Raw genomic sequence first — 19,011 nt, 5'->3', positions numbered from 1 at the left:
GTTATCAATTTCGGTAGGCTGTTCAGTAATTTAAAATAGTGAAGTTACAAACTTCACCTCCGGAAAGCGGCTATCCGGTCCTTTCATTAAGATTCCGTCTTGATTTTTCAGATACATATCGAAGAAATTCAGCATATAGGTATTGGTAATGGAGTCCGCTCTATTGGGCTCAATCTTTCCTGTAATGCCCAGCATTTTGAAAATCGGAGAAATGAACTGTACGTCGGTAAAATTCAAATGCTCCGTATTCTCGATATAGAGGACTTGTCCCCCTTCGTCGACCGTTTTGCGCATCCGTTCAAGCTCCAACTTTTTATCTTCCGTTACTTGATCCTCCCACTCTCTGTTTGAGCCCATACGGTTAATTTCTGCATCCGTGTAGACCCGGTTATCCATCACCATTTTTAATTTTTCGAAATAGCTTTCCGAGTTGAGGAACAAAAACGGTTTTCGCAGACCCTCTCTTTCACGCAGACGATAAAGCCCACCATCCAGGTCTATGCCAACCGCGATTCGCGGATCGTAAGCAGCGTCATAAGCCGTTGCTCCGCCGATAGAATGACCGAACACCCCGACATGGTCGAGATCAATCCAGCCTTTTAAATGACTTGGAATCTGCCCCGATTGGATAAGCTCGAATTGGTCCAGCACAAACACCACATCGTCGGTTAAAACTTTCCCTAACTTGTCGCGATTTCTGCTTTCCGTCCGATAATCATGGTCAGGCGAGAATAAGTCGTTGGTTGTGCTGGTCGTGATTCGACCGTCCGGAAACTCGGTTGCAAATGTGTTGTAGGTGTGGTCGATCATTGCCACGATATATCCGTGACTCGCGAGAGATTCGGCTTGCGACGTGTGGAGGAGCCTGGAAGAACCGTTGCCGGGATTCGCAAGGATCAGTGGGTATGAAGTCTGTGCCGTAGAGATTGCCGCCTCCGAATATGCATGACTGGATACGTACTTCAGGTGTTGAAAAGTAAACCCGGGAAGACCATAGTTCGCGGCCATATAACTTAAAATCCGCGTATCGGGAATAAAAGAAGTTCGCTTGCCACTTCCAGCTTGACTCGGATACCATACCTGAACCATTAACTCTCTTTTACCATCTCTTGCTTTATCAAAAATCTCTTCTCTATTGGTATCCACAAAATGAAACGTTTGCGTTCCTACCTTGAATTTGCCTGACAGTTCAGGGAGTTTAAATACAGGAAAAGCATACATGAGGACCGCTGTTCCGACCAGCATGATCGCTATAGCGGTATAAGCTGAACCCAACAGGAATCGAGGGATTTTTTGGAAACTGCTTTTTTTAAAATAACTATAACCTGAAATGGCTAAAAAAATGACCGTTATGCAATATGGGAAAAACAGCTGAACTCTGTATCCTTCCACCGTCAAATGAATGACCAGTAAAACTGCGGCGATTCCGCTTGCAAAGCATACTGGAATTATACGCTGACCTTTTTTAAATACAACTGTTAATACAAACAAACTGATGTTTGACAAATATAGCAATAATTCAAACGATCTCATCTCAAGTCTCCTTTAAGAAAGCTTTCATCTTCATTTGTTCCAATCTTTCCTGACTGGCTAGCCTCCCCCTCCTTTTGCTGCTTCAGTATAAAGACGCTTTCTGAATCCAAAATGTATCAGTCTCGTTACTGTAAACTGCTCATTAGCTTAATGAAAAGGCAGCCGATCATTTGGTCGGCTGCCTTCGTGTATTGATTGAACTATCGTTCCCGTTAATTTAACAAGAATTGTTATAAAGCGAATGTATTTTTTATGATTTCAGCAACTTCACGAGCGTTGAGTTTCGTATTGTTTATTCTCAAATAGTTTTCTTTTTTTATATCATTCCATACATATTACTGGCGGCGGTCGCTTCAAATATATCCTGACGGAATTTATTCGATAATCCCCACATTTCACGACTGAAGCCAAAATAAGGAGCCAGCAGTTCTATCGTCATATGGTTATGGAACAATTTCAAATCAGATATCATTTCCAGTTCATGCCCCACTGTCATTTTACCTACTGCCTGCGGACCAAATATCAAAACAAATTTCATGATATCACCACTTTTAGAAGTTATTTTAATAATGGTACCACAATTGATCAAGTTTTATTGCACTAAACTGCCCGTTAGTTGAACAAATAAAAAACGGCTGCCGAAGCAACCGCTATTCCACTAACGTTCCCCGTTAGTTCAATAGGATCAACAGTTTCAGTCCGATGGTATCCTCTTGTCTATGATTCAAGCCACCACTTTCAATCCTATGATAAAACACTTGTAAATCTCACTATAGCCATACGGCGAAAGGGGATATAATCTTACTCTAAATTACTGGAGGTAGCGCTCCGTACTCGGCCCACTGCTCTTTTGTCGGGCCGTAAACATCCGGCACACGAAGGCCTGCCTGACGCATCAGGACTGTCATCTGACCACGATGATGAATCTCATGCTTTACGAGAATATCCAGCATTAAGCCGTTTGGCCATTGATCACCATACATATCGCTCATGATAAGCAGATTCTCATCTTTCCAACTGGACTGTATAGCATCAAGGAGCGCTTGTGAGGTCCTCTTATAGACTGACGCGATGTCTGCTGCCGAAGCTGGCACCGGCATATCTTCGCTCGGTCCTTCGAAAGACAGTCCCGTCCGAGATGGCATTTCGTGCAACGTCTGTACAAGGTGCCATGCAACACGTCCAAGCGTTCTATGATCGCTTGTTATCTGTTGGCCAAGAGACTCGTCGGTCAGCACCTCCAGTGTCCGCATTGTTGCTTCCGTTTCATTCTGCCAAGTTGCGGCAAAATCTTTAATGTGTTTATACATATCCAACATCTCCTTTTTGAAATGGAATCAAGTTTATTATACCGAACACTAGTTCGCAAGTAAATATTTACATTTCCTTAAACTACCCTCGTTAACCAAATGAAGCTGTCGAAAAGCATTGCGCTAATCCCGAAATGTAATTAACTACGTATGCTTAATACGTTTGTCATTTTGTTTACGCTAGCCTTCCCGTTAGTTGAACAAAGGGCTACCTCACGGCAGCCCTTTCATTATTGAGCTATCGTGTCCTGTTAGCTCAACGATTCTTTGGTTATAAAAAATCCAACATTTGTAGTAATTTTTTTCTTAGGATGGTGTGTAAGATTTTATAAGAAGATTATTTTTCCTGTTCCTAGAACTAATGAACACAAATCCCTTAACCCGTTTGGTTAAAGGATTTGTGTTAGAGCTACGTACGTTAATTATTTTAACACTCGTTAACCCAGGCAATAAAATTATCGGTATGGTTCCAGTCCGCTCAGCTGTTGTATGCGGCTGTTCCCAGATCGTTGTAAAATCAACATTTTTAACATTCGTAATAATCAGAAACATAATACATAGGATTGTTCATGTTGGAACGCCCTTCAGTCGGTGTCTCCAGATTGCCCGTTTCAGCTAAATCTGTTGTGAAATCAGTAATATATTAGCCTTCCAGTCAGCAAAGATTGCATAAGTATCTTTATTTTCTTCAAGTAAAGCTGCTTTTATCTTATCCGCTGACTTAGTTTCATTTTGGTCCTCCCTGACTTAATTCTTCGCTTTCGCTCTTCATAAATCGCTTTAAGCCAATCCTTATCCAGAGGGGCAAATTCACTTCCTTATTTTTTCAAAATGATAAAACCTAAAATTAGGCATCTCGTTTACGGTAAAATACAATAGCTACTGTAATAAAGCTCAGTGTCCATAACATTGAAATACCTGTCCCTTGCATTGGTGTAAGGACACTAATTTCATCAGAGGAAGACGGCATATACATATAAGATCCTGCCGTATCCGGAAAATAATTTAAATAATTTTTAATAGTAGGTAGAAAAACTCTCGTTAATGGACTGACAATGAAATAATAACCAAGCAGTACCACTAAAGCAGGAGTGGTTCGTCTTAATAAAGCACCTATAGCTGCACTGAGAAGTGTGGTTAATGTTAGATAGCCTGTTGCACCTACTAATGTTGTTATCATTGTGTCTATTTCAATCACTACTCCTGTGTCTCTCATCATAATAAAAGTATAGAGTACACCTGATGCAGCAATAATAAACGCCACAGGAATGGTTATAATCGCCAATGCCAAATGCTTCGTGGATAAATGAAACCCACGCCAAGGTATCGTAGTTAAAGTAGTTCGAATTTGTCCACCAGTATACTCCGAACAAGTAGCTAAGATACCAAGAATAATGAACCCTGCTTGAAGATATCCCATAGAAGCAAGTCCTATATTCAGTATACTTTGCGTTCCTGCTGTACCTTGTAGACCAGCAGAAGTAAAAGCTGCAGCTAAAGCCAAATTAAGAATAAATGTAATCATAAGAGTGAGCCATATCAATGGTAATGTAACTAATTTCTCCAGTTCAGCACCAAGGATTTGTGTTAATTTTCTACTAGATGAGACACTCATGCTGCAACATCCCTCCTATGGAATACAACAGCTGCAGCAATGAAAATAACGACTACCCAGGCAAACATGACTAAACCGCCTGTAAAGGGGGTGTGAAACCCGTCGAATAAAGTGCCTGTGGACGTGTTGTCCGTAAACATAAACATTTCAGCGCCAGCCCTATCTGGTAAGTAAAATGCCAACTTTGTAATCCTATACAACAGGACACTAAATGATACAACGGATGAATTTATTATGAGCACAGCAAGCGGGAGGATGCCATTCTTAGTTAGAAAAGTAATTCCAAGTGCTAAAAGAGCAGTGAATGTCCAGTAACAAACTGCACCGATAAGTCTGGACCATTCAAATGCGGGGGCATATTCACCAAGAATAAGATGCGTTACTGACACAGTTGTCATAATAGCAACAATACAAAGCAGTATGCTGATCACAGTCACAGCACCTGCTTTTGCCAGTAAAAAATGAAACCGGGATGAAATAACAGTTAAACTCGTTGTTATCTGTTGTCCTCCACCAGATTCACTGCTCTCTGTTAAATACTCACTGCTGACAGCAAGCACACCAAGAATAATAACGCCTTGCACACCAAGAGCTAACCCGATATAGCCAACTTCCGATAGCCGCGTGCTAACTCCAGCTATAATCTCCTCTTTTTGTGCTATGCTGTCCAAGGCAGCAATAAACGCTGGTGCAAACGCTCCAATGAGAAAAGCAAGCCAAATACCCGGTAAGGAGAATAATTTAGATAGTTCCGCATTAAATGCTCTCATACAACATCACCTGCATTATCAGATGTCAGGGCAAAAAAGGCTTCCTCCAGTGTGGAATGGTTACCTATTACTTCTTCCAATGTTCCATCTGCAACGATTGTTCCATGCTTAATAATCACCACGTCATCAACCGTCTCTGCAAGCTCTCCCATTAGATGACTGGATAATAACACCGTATTTCCAGATTCAGCACGTTCACGTAAAAATGTCCGAATCCACCGAATTCCTTCTGGGTCGAGCCCATTTACGGGTTCATCTAAAATCAATATTTTTGGATCACCAAGTAGCGCAGCTGCGATTCCCAGTCTTCTCCCCATACCAAGAGAATACTGCCCAACTCTTTTCCCGGCTGTATTAGTTAGTCCTACTATTTCCAAAACTTCCTCGACACGTGAGTTAGACAATCCTGCGGCACGAGCAATCCAACGCAAGTGTGCCCGTCCTGTTCGCATACGATGAGCTCCGAATCCATCAAGCGCGGCACCTACTGTTGCTAGAGGATTATGTAATTCTGCGAATGGCTTTCCATTGATTAGTGCACTCCCTGAGGTGGCGCGATCTAATCCAAGCAGGATGCGAAGTGTAGAACTTTTACCTGCCCCATTTGGACCTAAAAAACCAGTTACTCTACCTGGTCTAGCTTTAAAACTGATACCTGATAAGATTTCCCCAGTTCCGCGACGTTTGACTAAGTTATTAATTGTAATCAACCATAACACTTCCTTTCTGTTATGGTTCTAATTATAAATAAGCAAAGTTACATCTCGGTTATCCTGCTGTTTACTTCTGGGTTAACTTTAGGTTAAGTTCTACCAATAGCTACTCTTGTCCCATCTTCATTTGATGTAAAGTCAGCTTTCAGCTTCATTTTTTTCAACATATAATTCGAAGTCGATAAACCAATTCCCACTCCACGTTCATAGGAAGAGTTATTCATACCTGGACCTCTGTCTGCAACAATGATTTGTTCTTTTTCTACATCAACCACAATATTTACATATTTCCCGTCTGCTGCATGACGAAGAATATTCTGAAATAAATTATCCAGAACCCGTGTCATCCATTTAGGATCTGCTTCCCAATAAAAAGTCTCCTCTGTCGGTAAATCAACCTCGATCTGGATTTCTTTTTCTTCAAATACAGGATACCACGCAGCAACAGATGCTCTTACTAAACGTCCAATATCTGTTGAAGTGGGCTTAAAAGGATGTTTCCCTGATGTAAGCAATGTATAGGAAAGTAAATCATCCATTAGATCCCCCACTCTTGTAATCGTATGATTTATCTCTGTTAATGAGTTTTGTCCTTCTAGACTCATTGATTCTTTATTTAATCGGGTGACATGTCCTCGCAAAATGGTAAGTGGCGTTCGTAAGTCGTGAGATAAATTCGCTATGAGTCGATGTCGTAACAATTCCTCTTCATTTTCTCGCTTGCGACTGTCTTCAAGCTGCTGAATCATCCAATTAAAAGAACTCCCTAACTGGTCTATTTCATCCATACGATCACTTTGAACAAATATTGGTTTAGGAAATGAATTAATATTAGCTGAAAATGACATGACTTCCTGTAAGTGGGTAAGGCGTTTACGAAGTCTCAAGAAGAAAATCCAAGATATTACAACAAATGCGACAATAATAAAACCAAACAAAAGTAGTACAACGTAAAATAGATTTAAAGCTTTCAGCTCTTCACCATTAATAGGAGATTCAATGAAAGCAGATAAGAAAATAAGTATAATTGGAGGCAAAAAGATAAATAGAAAATGTCCTTTTAGAAAATGACGAAATAATGATTTAGTCTGTTTCATAGTTTCACCCGATAGCCTATTCCCTTCAACGTTTCAATAATCTCTGGGGAATTTGGATGACGTTCCAGCTTTTGACGCAGTCGATGGATATGTACCATTAGTGTTTTATCACCAGTTATATATGTTTCTTTCCAGATGGCTTCATAGATTTGTTCTTTTGGTAAAACTTGATTAGGGTGGCGTAAGAAGTACATTAAAATATGATGTTGCTTCCCTGTTAATATAATTTCTTCTCCTGTGCGTTTGTCAAATACCATTTGGACTTCTGAATCTACTTCAATATAATTTCCTAATGAAATGCGTTCGGAATGTGTTCCGCCACTTCGACGGATTAGTACTTCTAATCTTGCAACTAATTCATCCGTATGGAATGGTTTCGTTAAATAGTCATCGGCAAATTGTAAACCTTCTACCTTATCATCTATCGATGTTCGAGCTGTTAACAGCAAAATAGGTACAGCAGGAGCTGCCTTTTTTAATCGTTTCCCCACAGTAAATCCGTCCAAACCGGGTAACATGATATCCAAAATAACGATTCCATACTGATTCACTTCTTTTTCGGCTCCATCACCAGAAAGCAGCCACTGAACCGAAAATCCTCGCTGTTCCAACTCTTCTTTTAGATAGCTGCCTATTTTCTCATTATCTTCAATGTATAATATCTTTCTTTTCAAGTAACATCCCTCTTTCTAAAATGAGTTCACTATCAGACAGATTAACCAATCAGGTAAATAACCAAGAGCTTCAATAGCGGCTTCGCCTTGCATTCTAATAACAACCTGATACTGATTGAGCCGGTCGTTTTACACTCCGTAGAACATTACAGAAATCCGCGAGCTCTTTCGAGAACAGTATAGATGAAAGTAAGAAAATTCCATAGTAAAAAAACACTGCATCCTTGGACCAGTGTTTTTTATAATTAAAAAGATTGATTTGTTTATACCAACAAGATGATGAGTTTCATTTTTATTATCTTCCGGAGTTGTATACAACCCCTATTAGCTTTATAAGACTTGATACGCGACCACTGAAAGGCGAGTCATGGAGAAAAACCTCGTTGCCATTGAATTTGCTTATTTATTCCTTCTGAGAAACTTACGCGGGGATAATAATCAAGCAGGAGTGAAGCTTTTGCAATATTTGCCGGGGCTTCATTTAACAACTATAACAAGTTTACGGATTCGGTCCGCTCCGCTAGTAATCATGACTTCCACAAGTATAAGCTGCTTATTTTCAATAATGATCGACATTTTCTGTAGATGACGGGACGGTTAATGATCTCATACATTTTTTTAAGATCCGAAATGTACATCACTCAATAATAACCAGGAAATATGAATTATTTTGGAAGTGAAATCAAGCGCCATCTCTGCTCGCCCTTGTAAAAATTTAACGTCGAAGCAACTCGTCTCGCGCTTCCGTCAGTGCGAACCCCAGCAGATTTCTGCCCCGCCATTTCACGGGATTCTCTGCATCTGGATTGGACTGGCCCATGCCGATCCCCCATATACCGTCCTGCGGGCTAGCTTCGACTAGGATACGGTTCTTCGTCGAGTTGAGATAATCGGTAAGCTTCGGATTTTGTGAAAATTTGGCCAAGCTGGCTCTTTTGACAATCCCGTAACATTCCTTATCCCAAATATCTTTGTCAAAGTTTCGGACTGCACGTCCAAAAGCCTTCATCTCCTTTGGATGTTTAGCTTTAAGGATGAAATCCAGTATTTCGTCATCGCTGAACAACCTTGCCTTCTCGGCCATCATAAACTGCTCAGCACAGGAGTACTGCGTTCCCTCTACCGTAAACGGGCACATCCACCATTGGCTGAAGCAGCTTTTGTCGATGCTCCCGTTCTTAGGCGCTGTATGTCCCCAAAAAAACACGAATTTGAACTTTTTCCCCTCGTTATATGCTTTTCTTAACTCATCGATATTGTAAATCATCGTTAATCCTCCAAATTTCTCCGATACAAGCGGGAAGGCCTATGCCCCGCATTTTCGGTGTAATGATCGGTTTCCGCCACAAGATCAGCCACTTTACGCCGGAAGGCCGCCTTCAACAGCTCTTTATCCATAACTACCTCATAAACCTGCTGCAGTTCCGTTAGGGTAAAAAACTTCGGCATTAAGTGCAGTGCAATATCGGTATAATTCACTTTTCCCCGCAATCGCTCAATAGCGCATGCTATGATTTTCGCATGGTCGAAAGCCAATCCGTCATTCGATACGATCTCATAATCCGTGCCAGTCGATGTAGTCTTCGCTGTCATAGTCCTCGCCACGATCGCCGAAAGTTCTATATCTTCACTGCTTAGTTTGAGTTCGCACTCCAGCCTCTTGATGTATCCGTCCTCAATCAGCTCTTTTTGCTCCCGTAGCGGCTTATAGGATACCTTGAACCAGGCGGCGTCTGCTGCATCATCTCCCGCCTTAAGCTCCAACTTGTCACTGTTGATCAGAGCCATATAGCTGCAGCTTATCACCCATGTTCGTGGGTCACGCCCCATATCACTAAACGTATACAGCTGCTCCAAATAAACGTCTTCCACGCCGGTTTCCTCGCCAAGTTCCCTTACTGCTGCCTGCTCAGTCGTCTCATTCTGACGGACAAAGCCGCCAGGTAGCGCCCATTTCCCCAGAAAGGGGTGAGCTCCACGGCGAATGAGCAAGATCCGCAACTCCTTTTCTGGCAGTTTGCGATAACTATCCGCTTCTGTATCTGTCACGGTGAAGATTACCATATCTACCGCCACCGAAGGCCGATCGTAATCCCCTGCCTTGTACTGCTCCAAAAATTCGCGTTCCGTAAGTCCATCCTTATCCAACAAATCCAAGTGGGTTCGCCTCCATTATTATTGATTTAATCGTTCAACGTTCCAAAAAAGTTTCCATAAGGCTCAAACTTCGCCAGCACCTCGTCTACCTTGCGTATACGTTCCTCCAGACTCCCACGCAGCGTAATATAGGGAATCCGCCGCTCCTTTAAATCCGCCATAATCTGTTTATGAAAAATATGCCGCTTCTGATCGCCGCTGCGGTCCCATGTATCGTCGTAAGGAATATCGTCATCGCATAGGAAGAACAGATCATAACGTTGCGCGTTCTCCAGAGCGATCCGGGTTAACAGCTCGGGGGCGCGGCCATGGTAATCTAAGGCGAACATATACGTCGTAATTGCATTAGTATCGACGAACAGAAACCGGTTCGCCGCAAGAATTGCCTGTTCTTCTCGCTCGATATGTCCCACCGCGATTTCATCGAACGCATCCAAGCCGATTCGGCGGTCCACCTGATGCTCGGTCCAATAATCGCGTCCGTATTCACTCGCAAACGTCGTGCAATATCTCCGTGCCAGCGTTTCGGTGATCGTCGACTTACCCGTCGACATCGCTCCAACGAATACCACTTTTGTGATCAAATCGCGGTACACGATATCACTTACGAACTCCCTGCACTTATATGGATCGGAACGGATCATCGTCGCTGAGATCGGAACCCGCTCGCGGGCTTCATCGACCCGCCGGTCTACCGCACCCAAAGCGAGACTCATATGTTCGCCATAAAACTCGCTTGAGTAAAAATGCGTTACTTGCTCTCCGTTTAGTCGACCGAGTATATACTGCTCTTCCCGAATCTCATGCTCCCTATCATCCGAATACCCGTCCGGGCCGTCCCAAGCTTCGATTACCCGGACTTTCGGATAAAGCCTACGAATCCAGTTTGCCCGGACATGAAGCGGGATCGGTGTGACCGTCGTTTCGTAAATGACCACGATTAATTCATCGACCTCTTGTAGCGCCGTTTCGATCATGAACTGATGACCTTTATGCAGCGGGGCGAACTTTCCAAGTGTTAGTCCAAGCGTTTTCATACCGCCACCTCCTTCGCCCCTTTATTCCAAATATAGTACCCGTAAACTGCATTGACCAGATACGAGCTCCACATCACAATCATCAGTAAGCCTTCTCCGCTGCCCTCCAGCGTACGAATCGTCCACAACAACACTGTAAAGAGATTTAACACGATATAGACCAGCCATTGTTCCTTGAATCTTCGAACCATTAAGAAGGTCGCAATAACAGACAGCACCGTCGTAGTGGCGTCAATGTAAGGCGAGTTCTGTCCCGGAATGAACGAAAGCCCAAATCCGAGTAATAAACAGCCAATCACACAAACCATCCCAACGAGGAGCAGTCCTCTTAGATCCATCTGTCGCATGGTCAGCTTACCGTCTTCTTGACGGTTATTTTTCCACATGTAGAATCCAATGACATTCATAGGAACGAAGAATAGCAGATTCAGCATTACCTCTCCAAACAAACCGTTAATATAGGCCAAATATGCGTAACCGACAGTATTGTACATACCGAAAACATAGCTCAATAAGTTACCTTTTGCCGCAAGTACCACACATAACACTCCGGTAATAAAAACCGTGAATCCGAATAAAGAGTCCTTTGTAATCACCGTAAACCCGACAGCAATTGAGGTGAAAAGCACCAACCACGAAATTTCGAACAGATTCCAGCCAACTGCCACCTTTTTCATCGTGCATCCCTCCGTTTTTTTCACTCATTCAAAGAGCGAAAAACATAAATTACACTTAGTATCATTTTGTTAATAACATATTGTTACTATCAAAAATAACAGATAATCCTTCGAAGGGCAAGTAATTTCTTCCTATTTCCACAGACAGGTACTTATTTATTGATGATGGATTGTTAGGATCAAGCATAAGCCATTTGCTCTTGGCATAATTGAAGTCGTCGCAAGTAAGGTATACGGCCATCTTTTTAACCGGCGGAAGTCGGAGTTCAACTATGATTAATGATCGATCTGTAATACAAAAAAAGCGTTTATGCATAAATACTCGGGCGTTTCTTGGCTAATGCAACTGATAGATATAGTAGATTTGCAGTAGTCGTAAAGTGCATTCTCTACGTTTTTTCTGCTAACGAACATCCCTTCATGAGGACCAAATGTTTATTATCATTCAATAACAGTTTCTGCCCATTTCTAAACGAATGTAATATCCTTATATAATCGTTGTTGGTGAGGCAGTAATGGAATCATAGTAGACAACTCATATCTTTCTGAAACAAAATACACGAAACCCTCTAACATTGCAGTGCATGTTAGAGGGTTTCGTGTGTAGCTCCTAATGTTAGCGAATACTACTTCCTGATACTAATGGATTTCGTAGTATTATCGAAGAAAATATCTGCACCAAAATACTCAACAATGAAGCGTAATGGAAGCATAGTACGACCGTTTACTAGTTCGGCTGGTACATCCATTCCTTGTACAAGTTTACCGATCGCAATCGACAAAGTCTGACCTTCCAAGGTTATCATTACGGTTTTCGTAATGTTGTCCCAGCCTACCTTTGCGCCTAAGCTCTCAGCAACGAAGCGCAGTGGCACTAAAGTTCTGCCTTTAACTACCATCGACGCAACATCCATGTTCATTTCGATTCCATTTAATTTATACCCTTTCTTCCCTAGAGTAAGTTCTAATTTCACAGGTTCAGGCTTGGTTGTAACAAAGATATAGCCTAGCCCTTTTGCCGTGAAGGTAAATTTACCTGTCTCATGGTCATAGTTGCCACCTAAACGTTCCATGTTACCGTTCAATCTCAGCAAGACACCGCATAACATGCTAAAATCGTTAGTCGACAACTTCTCTTTTGTCAGATCAAAGGTTACTGGTATAAGTCCTGTATAATCCTTAACTTCCCGGTCATCCGCGAAGATCTTCAACTCATATCCCCGCCCTATAACTGCGTCTCCTTTATCTACAGGATTAATGACAACCTTCATCCGCTTTCCTGTATTCAACTGCTTCAACAATTCAGGGGACATTTCAAACGATACGGTGTCATTCGTTACGATTAGCGGTTTGTCGGCTTTAATAATCGCACCGATCGTATCGCTTTGAATCTCAAGCTCGTCTATTCCGGTTGACATCGTCAATTCAATAGGATTACCCTTCTTTAGCTGCTCTTTAATTGTAGCATCAATACGATCCGCTACCGGTGTACTGCTTTGGCCACCGGAACTTCCGCCATTGTTATTGCCATTATCGCCGCCGTTATTATTTGCAGTAATTACGATAGTTAACTCTATCGTATCCACGCCAGCATGATTGTAAGCCATAACGGTGAATTTGTATGTTCCCGGTTCAGTAGGCGCCCCTGAAATAACTCCCGTAGCTCCTTCTAAATTCAAACCAGCAGGTAAATAATTATCACTCACTGTCCAGATAATCGGTTCGTCGCCGTATACTGCTAATGTTACCGTATAAGTTTCTCCAACTTTGCCGCTTGGCAGATTCTTAGTGATAATCTCCGGAGCTGTTTCAACTGGCATATCCTCTTTAATCTCGATGCTCAATACTCGCTTATCTCTACCAAAATCATTCGTTGCTGCAACAGTGAATTCGTAAGATCCTGCCTCTCGAGGCGTACCCGAGATAACACCTGTTGCTTCATCTAGGTTCAAATCTACTGGTAAATCTCCTTCCTGAACCTTCCAAGTCATCGGATCGCTGCCGTATACCGCTAATGTTACCGTATACGGTTGTCCAACTTCGCCATTCGGCAAAGTCTTAGTGATAATCTCCGGAGCTGTTTCAACTGAGACATCTTCAGTGATCACTATATTAAACGATTTCGAGTCACTGCCAGCGTCATTGTTAGCTTGAACTTTGAATGTAAATTGACCCCATTGATCCGGTATACCCGAGATAACACCTGCATCTTCATCCAAGCTCAATCCTGATGGCAATTGACCATCTACAACAGCCCATTTGATCGGCTTATCACTGTCAGTGGTAAGAACTGCCGAATACGGTTGTCCTACCTTGCCATCCGCAAGTGAGTTCGTCGTAATCGTTGGCGCAGTACCTGCGTCATCAATCCATTTCGCATATAATTCAATATCGCTTGTAACAGGATCAGCAACGAAATTCCAGGCATCGTTTAATCCCGTATCTTGATACCAACCGCCGAAAACAGCTTTTTCTTTTGCCGGCGCTGTTGGCTCGGTAATTGTCCCGCCCATATCAGCGATCTTCATCGCAACTTCGCTGCCGCCATTGGAATCAAAAGTTACCGTATAAGGGTTGTGAGCGCCGATGGAAGGCGTTCTGTCGCTAAGTGGATTGCCGAAGAAGTCTGTTCTCTCCGTCATATGAGGCAGAGCGCTCGCGCGATCCACATATGGGCTCACAATCTCGGCACCTGCACCATAGGCCAGGTTATTACCGTCAGCAAGACGGAACCCGTTCATCGCACTGTAATCAAGCTTGGCGTCCACTGTTCCGCTGTTGGTAATCCAATGCTCCGGCGCAGATTTAAAATCATTTAATATAGAATTTAGTTCCTCTTCCGTTACATAGCGGTTGTCTGTTGCTGTTACACCTGCACCTAGATACCCGCTACCACCTGCGTTCATGCTGCCAAAAAGATTAGCTGGATATACAATGTTGTTCGTAAACCGTCCGGCTGCAAATGGAGCTGATGTCCCCCCGCCTTTCAGCCCAACCTGGTTGTTTGCCCCAGTGTAGGCAAAAATATTATTTTGGAAATAAATATGCAAGTTGGAGGCCGTCGGATCAAAGACTAACGAACTGCTATTCTTCAATGGCGTGACGATGACATTGTTATAGTATAAGCCGCTTAATTCCTCGCTCGTTGAAGAACCTCCCGCAAGTAATATAAGACTGTTAAAGCTCTTGTTAAAATCCGGGCTGCGACCGTCGTTCACACTGATGTTATAGCGAACGATATTACCCTTGGCAGCATTCATCTGTAAGTACCAACCACCATAGTTATTTCGGCTGTAATTGTATTCATACACATTGTCCTGACAATAGTTGTCAATGTCCCAAGCCATACCGTCATTACTTGCATGATAAGGGTTATCCACAGCTTCATTATAGCGGAAGATGGTGCCTTTACTTGCCATAATCCACGCAGCGGCATAGTTTTGCGAACCTAGATATGTTGGTGTTGTATTATTTGGTCCCCAGTTCGTAACCAGGTTGCCGCTCTTATCGCTTAAATAGCTGTAACCGTTGTCTGTGACCACATTCCGTTCCACAAGGGAGTTGTTCCCGCCGGACATGACAATGCCATCACCAACCGAACTAGAAACCCAGTTGTTTCTAAATACAGCGTTGGATGCCCAAGGATAGCTTGAGTTACTCCATGTAATACCTGTGTTATTAGTCCCTGGATTGCTTGGCCCGTAGGCATTATTGCGAATACCTTCGTTATCACAGCGAAGGGTTTTGTTACCTTCAACCAATATATCTACATAACCATTAATAATGATGCCGCCGGATACCTTATTTGCTCCATTTGCTTGGTGCAGCCCATTAACATCATGAACATAATTATCACGAATGACGATTCCTTGCATACGAGCATCAGCATAATCTTGAATATTAAACTGACCTTGTCCCAGCTTGGAAATCCGTGACATTACAGCGATACCAGAACGGCCATCACCTGCTGAATTGCCGATGTTCGTTACTTCAATTCCACTGACTACCCAATAGTTAACATCATATAACTCAATGGTTCCGTTTATGGAAATGCCTGATGGGCTCGACCCAGTTCCTCCACCATTAATTACCGGGCGTTGGTTAGGGTCGGCCGTATTATATTTTGTAAGCGTAATCGGATTTCCTTCCTCACCATTACCGCGCAGTCTGATTTGTTCATTCCATACGCTATTCGCATCCAGATAAATGGTTGAACCTGGCATGAATACATATTCATTAATTTTGGAGATTGATTTCCAAGCCGTATCTGGTGTACGTCCATCTGCATGATCGTCACCGTTATTGGAGAAATAATAATCACGGAATTCAAGGGGGACAATGTTCAACTCAAATGTGATCTCGGCAGGATTCAGATTAAGTCTAACGGTATATTTCCCCGGCACGATATTATTTCTTGTAAATGAATCTTTGTTAATCTTCAATACATTACCACTAACTGTATAATCTACATCCCGTTGCAGAGTAACAGTGCCGATCTCCACTCCAGCTAGATCGGTTAAATCAGGATTTACGGTGATTTTATAATCATCCAGACCAATAACGTATGTGCTGTCTTCCAAGTGACTATACTCTTTAGGCAAGAGCTTTAGCGTAATTGAAGCTGTTCCGGTTTGGGATGTTATTCCACTATCGACAACATATACGTCATCGATAAAGTGCCTATTCTGTATATCCTTAACCGTTCCAGGCTTGTTGCCCCAGTTCGTAGCAAGCTGCAATGCATCGATCTTGGAAATATTGTTCTTAATTAGGGTATCAAAGTTTCCGCCATCTGTTGATTGCCTTTGAATGTCTTGTCCATCGATTTTGTAGGTTGTTCCTGTTGGTGTAACGAACCATTGAAATTTATGCCAGCCTTCGCTTCGCTTGACATCTACAGGATAGAATCTCCCAGATGAACCGGGTCTGACTGCATAATTGGTCAGATTTGCTGCCCAGTCTCCATCTCCATTACCATAATTTATTGCGATATGTTCATTGGACGATGGGGTTAAGCCAAAGACAGCGTGGTCATTGGAAGCCGTTCTGCCATCATCATAGTACCAAGCAGTAACGATTGTTGTTTTACCGGTTGCAGGGACGTAATTATAGGTACCTGGAACAGTAGCCACCTGACCGGCGCCGCTTGATGTTGCGGCCTTTCCTCCGGTACGGGACATCACATCGCTGTGAACATATCCGTTCGCACCATTTGAAAATTTCTTCTCCCCTTCAAATCCATCGTAAAACATAGTGTCAGCCTTATTGAAGTAATCAACGTTCACTTGAACAGTGACCTCTTCGTTCCCTGTCGGAACATAACCTTTCTTAACCTTCACGAATCCGGCATCATCAATTTCAATCTTATCCTTGTCTTGATCCGCCGGGCTGAAGCTGATGTTATCGGCAACGAACACATTAGCAGTGTCAACGATTAACCGTGTTCTATCTCCTGCCCGTAAAGTATCGCTCTGGCGAATTAGTGCAATGTTGGCTGAATATTGTGCACTCTCCTCGGATTCATCAGAATCCAAGAATCGTGACGTTGCGCTGCCGTTTGCTTTTACTTTAAATGTATCATTTAAAGTCGGGGACAAAGCCGCATCATTGCTTGTTGCTGCAATCGGGCTTCCTTTAGCCACACCATTACTGTAGAGTTGAACCGAATAGGCAGATGCGTTAGCGACGCGGTCCCATGCAGCGTATGTGCCGTTCCATCTGACATTTACCGGTACAGGCAATTTCTCGATCTTTAATATACCGGATGCTGCAACTTCTTCGCTGATGTCCCCCGCATTATTAATGACGATGGCTGTAACAGTGTAGTTGCCCACACCCAGTGCCCTTGCATATGGCAGAACATGATACCTTTCATGATTGTTAGGCTGGTCCGGTCCCCCATTTTTCGATAAATAATAACCAATAGGTCCACCGTCTTTGAACAGTGTTACAAGGGTATCGCCGTAATTGGAAGCGCCACTATAAATGCCCGTGTCCGAGTCAAGCGTCGGGTTAATTGGCGCATTCACCTGTGTATTGGTGGTTATCAACAACGGTACAGCATTGGATTTCACCACAATTCCGTCTGCCGAAGACACTTCGCAATAATAGAAATTGCCTTGTTGTATAGCTGAGTCCACATTGGGAAGCGTTAATACCGCCTTATCAGCTCCGCTGACTTTTGTCCCGTTCAAGCCAGACTCGTCGTCAGATACATACCATTGATATGCTGAAGCAGCGGCTGATGCCGCAACGCTAAATGTTGCTGTCTCACCTTGTTTCACTTTTGCCGCTGTTGGCTGAGTGACTATTTCTAAATTTTGCAATCCACCAGGAGGTACCAAATTCAATGTTAATGTTCTGGTTCCTGTTGTTGTAGCCACATCTTTAACAACATAAAAATCGTCGATTAGATGTTTATTTTTAATATAAGCTTTGTTGCCTGACTGGTTGTTCCATCCTCCAGCTATTTTAGGCTGTATGGTTGTACCGCTTTTCATAGCTTTGTAAATATCACTTTGCGCTGAATCGGATATTAATGTTCCGTCTATTTGTAACGTCGCACCATTCGGTGTAATGAGCCACTCGAATTTATGCCAGCCTGTGGAGCGTGAAGCCCCGCTATCTTTCCAACGCTTGCCTGCTGTACCCGCTGATGATGGTGCATATGCCCATGTATATCTCGTCGGATTGTGAATAACATCAGCCTCTGAACTTTGATAGATCGTCCCAGCAAAGGTAGCATTTTTGCCATCTACAATAGCAAATTGAGTTCTATCCGTCGCTGTCTTCTCCTCATCAGGGTACGGGTCGAAATACCATGCCGTCATCTTATAATTGCTGCCTGCTGGCAATGCCACGTCTTGGGCTACATTTTCATTATTCGTATCACTCGATGGTGTAATCGCTTTCAATCCAGAGCGAGACTGAGCATCGGACAGCGTGTATGACGTACCTAATTTACCAGTTGATGTCATCGGACCATTGTTGTTCTCGAAGTCCTCCATGAATAACACATCTGAATCATGGTAATAACTCGCTGTGGCTGTGATTGTCACCGGGATGCCCGGAGCACTAGACGACGCAAATGTATAACCGCTAGCTAATGTAATGTTCCCCTGATTATTAACGGTTAAAAGATTCGCATTGCTGGAATCATAACTCACCTCGTCAATAACCGCTCCTTTAACCAGACTGCTTAAAGGCGAACCTTTATAGGTAAGATTCACCCTGCCTGACTGACCTGCCGCTTGTGTCAATTCTAGTACAACAGAGTCAAAAGATTCGGCCCCTCCCGCAGCTGACACTTCAGATGAAGGTACCAAGCCGAACAGACCAGGGAATGCCAACGTCGTTGCCGTAACTATCGACAAAGCTTTTTGCATCCATTTCGATCGTATCATCCCAAAATTTCCTCCTTTTGAAAGT

The 19,011-nt window shown here is 43.0% G+C and carries 12 protein-coding genes and 1 pseudogene; all 13 read right to left on the bottom strand.

Going from position 1 to position 19,011, the window contains the following annotated elements; all coding sequences use genetic code 11:
- Nucleotides 1-30 precede the first annotated feature (30 nt).
- The 13 genes and pseudogenes from ACN6MV_RS15710 to ACN6MV_RS15650 all read right to left on the bottom strand — a co-directional run bounded on the left by ACN6MV_RS15710 (nt 31) and on the right by ACN6MV_RS15650 (nt 18,986).
- Nucleotides 31-1,533 (bottom strand): alpha/beta hydrolase family protein, encoded by a 1,503-nt coding sequence (locus ACN6MV_RS15710; RefSeq protein ID WP_419884369.1) that lies wholly within the window; start codon nt 1,531-1,533, stop codon nt 31-33.
- Nucleotides 1,534-1,852: 319 nt separating this feature from the next.
- A pseudogene (locus ACN6MV_RS15705) lies at nt 1,853-2,071 on the bottom strand (shikimate kinase); the annotation flags it as partial.
- A 268-nt stretch (nt 2,072-2,339) separates the two neighbouring features.
- Nucleotides 2,340-2,843 (bottom strand): DinB family protein, encoded by a 504-nt coding sequence (locus ACN6MV_RS15700; protein ID WP_419884367.1) that lies wholly within the window; start codon nt 2,841-2,843, stop codon nt 2,340-2,342.
- Nucleotides 2,844-3,690: 847 nt separating this feature from the next.
- Nucleotides 3,691-4,458 (bottom strand): ABC transporter permease, encoded by a 768-nt coding sequence (locus ACN6MV_RS15695; RefSeq protein WP_419884366.1) that lies wholly within the window; start codon nt 4,456-4,458, stop codon nt 3,691-3,693.
- Nucleotides 4,455-5,228: an ABC transporter permease gene (locus tag ACN6MV_RS15690; protein WP_419884364.1), complete on the bottom strand. Its 774-nt coding sequence runs from the start codon at nt 5,226-5,228 to the stop codon at nt 4,455-4,457. The genes ACN6MV_RS15695 and ACN6MV_RS15690 overlap by 4 nt, the downstream gene beginning before the upstream one ends.
- Complete coding sequence (locus ACN6MV_RS15685) at nt 5,225-5,938, bottom strand: ABC transporter ATP-binding protein (protein ID WP_419884362.1); 714 nt, start codon at nt 5,936-5,938, stop codon at nt 5,225-5,227. Before ACN6MV_RS15685 ends, ACN6MV_RS15690 begins: the two co-directional genes overlap by 4 nt.
- 92 nt (nt 5,939-6,030) lie before the next feature.
- A complete protein-coding gene (locus tag ACN6MV_RS15680) occupies nt 6,031-7,038 on the bottom strand; it encodes a HAMP domain-containing sensor histidine kinase (RefSeq protein WP_419884360.1) in 1,008 nt (335 codons plus the stop codon).
- The gene (locus ACN6MV_RS15675) at nt 7,035-7,712 is read right to left on the bottom strand and encodes a response regulator transcription factor (protein ID WP_419884358.1); all 678 of its coding nucleotides are present in this window, start codon (nt 7,710-7,712) and stop codon (nt 7,035-7,037) included. Before ACN6MV_RS15675 ends, ACN6MV_RS15680 begins: the two co-directional genes overlap by 4 nt.
- 715 nt (nt 7,713-8,427) lie before the next feature.
- Entirely contained in the window at nt 8,428-8,979 is a 552-nt protein-coding gene (locus ACN6MV_RS15670; RefSeq protein WP_419884357.1) for an NADAR family protein, read from the bottom strand.
- A gap of 2 nt (nt 8,980-8,981) precedes the next feature.
- Nucleotides 8,982-9,869: an NrtR DNA-binding winged helix domain-containing protein gene (locus ACN6MV_RS15665; protein WP_419884355.1), complete on the bottom strand. Its 888-nt coding sequence runs from the start codon at nt 9,867-9,869 to the stop codon at nt 8,982-8,984.
- A 26-nt stretch (nt 9,870-9,895) separates the two neighbouring features.
- Nucleotides 9,896-10,906, bottom strand: a complete 1,011-nt coding sequence (locus tag ACN6MV_RS15660; protein ID WP_419884354.1) for an AAA family ATPase — start codon at nt 10,904-10,906, stop codon at nt 9,896-9,898.
- On the bottom strand, nt 10,903-11,583 hold the full coding sequence (gene pnuC, locus ACN6MV_RS15655) for a nicotinamide riboside transporter PnuC (protein WP_419884352.1): 681 nt from the start codon (nt 11,581-11,583) through the stop codon (nt 10,903-10,905). Before pnuC ends, ACN6MV_RS15660 begins: the two co-directional genes overlap by 4 nt.
- Before the next feature lie 626 nt (nt 11,584-12,209).
- Nucleotides 12,210-18,986, bottom strand: a complete 6,777-nt coding sequence (locus ACN6MV_RS15650; RefSeq protein ID WP_419884351.1) for a stalk domain-containing protein — start codon at nt 18,984-18,986, stop codon at nt 12,210-12,212.
- Nucleotides 18,987-19,011 lie beyond the last annotated feature (25 nt).

Origin of the sequence: Paenibacillus sp. B-A-8, assembly GCF_048572915.1 — a bacterium.
Classification (GTDB): Bacteria; Bacillota; Bacilli; order Paenibacillales; family Paenibacillaceae; genus Paenibacillus_AQ.
The sequence above is the reverse complement of the archived record's forward strand: the minus strand, read 5'-3'. Positions and strand labels throughout refer to the sequence as shown.